This window comes from Endozoicomonas sp. (assembly GCF_051008435.1).
GTDB lineage: Bacteria > Pseudomonadota > Gammaproteobacteria > Pseudomonadales > Endozoicomonadaceae > Endozoicomonas_A.
The window spans coordinates 1-3,673 of record NZ_JBPCXO010000354.1 but is presented as its reverse complement, the minus strand read 5'-3'; the positions used below and the strand labels follow the sequence as shown (position 1 = coordinate 3,673).

The window sequence follows — 3,673 nt, the reverse complement described above, 5'->3', positions numbered from 1 at the left end:
CGTAGTGAGGGTGTTGCACACATGTCTGATCCTTCAGAAATTTTGATCCTTATAAATCAATCGTCTCCTGAAGGCTATTTCTGTTGCAACCCCTCACTTTTCATCAGCCAACCTGTAAAAGCCCCATTTTTTTCTTGTTTGAGATCCAGAATTGAACCCCGGGTATTCTTCCAGAAACCTGAAATATTCTCTGGCATGGACGGTTTGGACGATTCAGCTGCAGGTGCCGCAGCTAACGGAAGAGAAGTGGCGAGACAGAGCGCAACCACACAATTTTGTAGGGGTTTCATCAGCTTGACTCCAGAAAACTTGATGTCTCAAGGAATGTAGCCAAGCTGTCGGATTTTGCCATTGTGACAGGCTGAATGAGTCATAATCCAGCCTGTCAGAAATTACTGAGGATTAATGAGGGTTAGCAGTTCAGTTGTTTTCTCTTCCATCAGAGCCTGATTACCTCGACTTTCTACATTCAGCCGGATGACCGGTTCAGTATTGGATATTCTCAGATTGAAGCGCCACTCTCCCATATCAACTGAGATACCGTCAGTTCGATCAATTTCAACGGCATTTTTTTCGTACAGGGCCAGAATGTTCTCGATCGCTTGGGCCGGATTTTTGAGCTTGCGGTTGATTTCGCCGGAGGAAGGGAACTTCTTAATACGCTCGGCAACCAGCGAAGACAGTTTTTGATTTTTTTGGGACAAAAGTTCCGTAATCAGCAGCCAGGGAATCATGCCAGAGTCACAGTAGGCAAAATCACGGAAATAATGGTGGGCACTCATTTCTCCACCGTATACGGCATCTTCCTTGCGCATTCTTTCTTTAATAAACGCATGACCTGTTTTGCAAAGTACCGGTTCACCTCCGGCACTGTTGACTTGATCAATTGTATTCCAGGTCAGTCGGGGGTCATGAATGATTTTGGCACCGGGTGTGTGACTCAGGAAGGCTTCACCCAGCAGACCTACAATATAGTAACCTTCAATAAACTGACCCTTTTCATCGAACAGGAAGCAGCGATCAAAGTCGCCGTCCCAGGCTATTCCCATATCGGCCTGATGTTCGAGCACTGCATCGCTTGTAGCTTGACGACATTCAGGTAGCAGCGGGTTAGGAATCCCGTGAGGAAAGTTTCCGTCGGGTTCATGATGTACTTTGACAAATTCAACCGGTATTGAAGCCGATTGAAAACGCGCTTCAATAGCATCAATGACATGACCAGCAGCCCCATTACCTGCATTAACTACCAGGTTCATCGGTTTCAGTGCAGCAGGTTCGATGTAGCCAAGAATGTGATCAATGTATGCATCAAGGACACTGATTTCTTTATAGTGACCAGTTAAGGAAGAACTGTCGTTCAATTGAGCGGATACAAAGGTATCTTCTGCCAGTTTCTGAATGGCACGTAAACCCGTATCACCAGAAATAGGCTTGCTCTCTTCTCTTACCAATTTCATGCCATTGTAATCTTTGGGATTGTGGCTGGCAGTGACCATAATGCCGCCACCGACTTTCAGGTAGGAAGTGGCAAAATAAATTTCTTCTGTACCGCAGAGGCCTATATCCAGAACATTAACACCGCCGGATCTGAGACCATGGCTAAGCGCTTTTTTCAAAGAGGGGGATGAAAGACGAATGTCTCCTCCAATAACAACTGTATCTGTTTTTAAATATTCAGCAGTTGCACGACCAATTCGCCAGACGATTTCTTCGTTCAATTCATCCGGCATGCGACCTCGGACATCGTATGATTTGAAACAGTTCAAAGATTTCATTAAAAACAACCTTTTAAATTGATACGGTAATAATACCGTTTTATTGTCAGTCTCACTAATTAAATATTAATTAAGTTTATGAGAAAAGTTGAAGCTTATTAATTTTTAATTACATCATAATATTGACATATTCGAATCGTAATAATAGATTTGCGTTGTCGTAGGCGGTTTATCGCAGAGCAGTTTTATCGGTTTTTCTTGAATGTTTTATTAAATTTAAACGACCTAAGTCTTTAAGTTTTATTTCAGGATTTTGATTAATATATTGCGGAAATGTTTCATGCTTAATTATGGTGCTCGATATTAAGAGTAAGGTTATTTTATTACCTTGAAAAAATAAAATGTATTAACTTGGTGCGCATTTTAATTAAGGAAGTTCCAAAAAAATGCATTGGTTCTTTAATCACGTAACAGAAAGGGAATTTAACAATGTTAAATATTAGTGTTTTTGGAATGGGGTATGTGGGTGTTGTTTGCTCTGCCTGCCTGGCCAAAAGTGGTCATCAAATGATTGGTGTTGACCTGAATCACACCAAGATCGCTATGATCAATGATGGGATGTCTCCCATTGTTGAGCCTGAACTGGAAACGTATCTTTCATCCGCTGTTAAGAGTGGTCGTCTTTATGCTACCGATAATACCCGCCACGCAGTCATGAACAGCGATGCGAGCCTGATCTGTGTAGGTACTCCCAGCATGAAGAGCGGTGACCTTGACTTGTCTTATATCCGTCAGGTCAGTGAGAGCATCGGTCAGGTACTGGCAGAAAAAGAAGAAAAGCATGTTGTCATTATTCGCAGCACTGTACTGCCTGGGACAACCCGTAATGTTGTTGTACCGATTCTTGAGAGTGCATCGGGGAAAAAAGCGGGAAAGGACTTTTATATCGCCATGAACCCTGAATTCCTCAGGGAAGGTACGGCTATCAAAGACTTTTTTGACCCCCCCTATGACCGTAATAGGGCAAATGCATGAAGAGGCTGGAGATTTTCTCGCCAAAATGTATGAAAGTTTGCCTGGTGGTGTTTATCGTCAGGACCTTGAAGTAGCCGGGATGGCTAAATACATCGCTAAGGAAGGTGTGAACAAGTTCATCGCACCTTCCACAATGTTTTAAATCTTTATTTTTAGAACAAAAAACGTAGATGTAGCCTGTTTATATATGTCGTGCAGCCGTTTTCACGGCCAGCGGGCGGATTAAGCCCTACGAATCATCTGATCCAACCTGACGACATTGGCCAACGCGAACAGGGTGGCCAGCTTGTTATCATTTTTCTCAAGACCACGATAGGCTGTTTTTACAAAGCCGAATTGGCACTTCACAATTCTGAATGGGTGCTCAACTTTTGCTCGAATACTGGCTTTCAGATACTCCAGCTTGATCGACACTCTGTTTCTATGAGGGTGTTCCTTCAAGGCTTTAACTTTACTGGGCTGTTCTGCAATGAAGAACTCTGCTTCACAGGGGCTTAACTCTTCTCGTTTTTCGGCTCCTCGATACCCTGCATCTGCACCAACGAATGACTCATCACCATGCAATAAATTTTCCATTTGATTGAGGTCGTGTTCGTTGGCAGCTGTGGTTTCTAGGCTGTGAGTCAGTCCTGTCCTGGCATCAACTCCGATATGGGCTTTCATACCGAAATGCCATTGGTTTCCTTTTTTGGTCTGGTGCATTTCTGGATCACGTTGATCCTCTTTATTTTTGGTGGAGGTAGGAGCCTCGATAATGGTAGCGTCAACCAGAGTGCCTTCCTTCAGAACAATACCAGAGCTGCCCAGCCACTCATTTATCTCATGAAAAATCTTACGGCCAAGCTTGTGGTTCTCCAGAAGATGGCGGAAATGCAAAATCGTGGAGTGATCAGGAATGGGCTGATCCAAAGACAGTCCTGCAA

The 3,673-nt window shown here is 43.5% G+C and carries 4 protein-coding genes; 2 read left to right on the top strand and 2 right to left on the bottom strand.

The window, feature by feature from the left end:
- The coding region (locus ACR2PX_RS17800; RefSeq protein ID WP_434000705.1) for a hypothetical protein at positions 1-330 on the top strand (330 nt) is incomplete at its 5' end.
- A gap of 62 nt (positions 331-392) precedes the next feature.
- On the opposite strand, the gene ACR2PX_RS17795 is transcribed toward ACR2PX_RS17800, so the two are convergent.
- Entirely contained in the window at positions 393-1,775 is a 1,383-nt protein-coding gene (locus tag ACR2PX_RS17795; protein WP_434000704.1) for a phosphomannomutase CpsG, read from the bottom strand.
- Between the two features lie 429 nt (positions 1,776-2,204).
- On the opposite strand from ACR2PX_RS17795, the gene ACR2PX_RS17790 reads away from it, so the two are divergent.
- Entirely contained in the window at positions 2,205-2,750 is a 546-nt protein-coding gene (locus ACR2PX_RS17790; protein WP_434000703.1) for a nucleotide sugar dehydrogenase, read from the top strand.
- A gap of 222 nt (positions 2,751-2,972) precedes the next feature.
- Here the strand turns inward: ACR2PX_RS17790 and ACR2PX_RS17785 are convergent.
- On the bottom strand, positions 2,973-3,673 hold a 701-nt coding region (locus ACR2PX_RS17785), incomplete at its 5' end, for an IS5 family transposase (RefSeq protein ID WP_434000702.1).

What these genes read in the sequence shown, in the direction of transcription:
- ACR2PX_RS17795 (WP_434000704.1), bottom strand. Translation starts at nt 1,775, where the DNA reads ATGAAATCTTTGAACTGTTTCAAATCATACGATGTCCGAGGTCGCATG.
- ACR2PX_RS17790 (WP_434000703.1), top strand. Translation starts at nt 2,205, where the DNA reads ATGTTAAATATTAGTGTTTTTGGAATGGGGTATGTGGGTGTTGTTTGC.